The sequence below is a fragment of the Salinivibrio sp. VYel1 genome (assembly GCF_009377945.1).
In the GTDB taxonomy this organism is placed as follows: Bacteria; Pseudomonadota; Gammaproteobacteria; order Enterobacterales; family Vibrionaceae; genus Salinivibrio; species Salinivibrio siamensis.
The window spans coordinates 1-1,051 of the sequence record NZ_RSAM01000032.1 but is presented as its reverse complement, the minus strand read 5'-3'; the positions used below and the strand labels follow the sequence as shown (position 1 = coordinate 1,051).

1 protein-coding gene is annotated in these 1,051 nt (G+C 48.6%); it reads left to right on the top strand.

What is annotated here, in order from left to right; translation table 11 throughout:
* Positions 1 to 77 precede the first annotated feature (77 nt).
* Positions 78 to 995 (top strand): IS5 family transposase, encoded by a 918-nt coding sequence (locus tag EHW58_RS15555; protein ID WP_152797367.1) that lies wholly within the window; start codon positions 78 to 80, stop codon positions 993 to 995.
* Positions 996 to 1,051: the final 56 nt, after the last annotated feature.

Here is a 1,051-nt window from a genome sequence, read left to right as displayed (position 1 = left end):
GGCGTTGTTTCCTAAATCATTGAACTTATCATCCGAGCTGCGATCAGATCATCAAAGCCTCAAACAGGTCACCGATGATGAGCAACGCCAAGTACAAAATCAGCAATTGGAAGCAATACAATCAAGCATTGATTAACCGTGGTTCGATTACCTTTTGGGTTGATGACGCCGCTATCCAGACTTGGCACTGCAAAGAGCATCATGGCAAACGAGGCAGAGGCTTTACGTTTACCGATGGTGCCATTGAAACAGCGCTGATGGTTAAAGGTATTTTCAAGCTCCCTCTTCGCGCCCTGCAAGGCTTTATCAACTCGATATTTGGTCTGATGGACGTACCGCTAAAATCGCCGTCATACAGTTGTATCAGCAAACGGGCGAAGACGGTTGAAGTTAACTACCGATTACCCAGTCGTGGGCCCGTTGCTCACGTCGTCATTGATGCCACCGGTTTAAAAGTGTTCGGCGAAGGAGAGTGGAAAATGCGCAAGCATGGCCAGGAAAAACGCCGTGTTTGGCGCAAGCTGCATCTCGCGATTGATGACAGTACACATGAAGTGATTTCTGCCGTTGTTAGCTTGGCATCTGTCGGTGACAATGAAGCCCTACCGACGCTGCTCAATCCATTACGCCGAAAAATCGCCAAAGTCAGTGCTGACGGCGCCTATGATACCAAGGCATGCCATCAAGTGCTCAGGAGAAAAGGCATCAAACCGACCATTCCACCACGCAGCAATGCGGGTTACTGGGAGGACGGCCACCCTCGCAATGCAGCCGTCAGCGCCTTGAAATCGGGTAACTTGGAAGACTGGAAACAAGAAGAGGGTTATCACCAACGCTCTCTGTCAGAAACAGGCATGTCCCGATACAAAACGTTACTTAGCCCTAAGCTGACTCTGCGTAATTACAATGCACAAGTTGGCGAAGCATTAGCCAACGTGAAAGTGATGAACAAAGTCATAAGACTTGGTATGCCTGTTAGCTATCGAGTTGATTGATGGGAGTAACCCCATTGGGATCAGTACGTTAGATGAATGATTTGATCAACAACGCC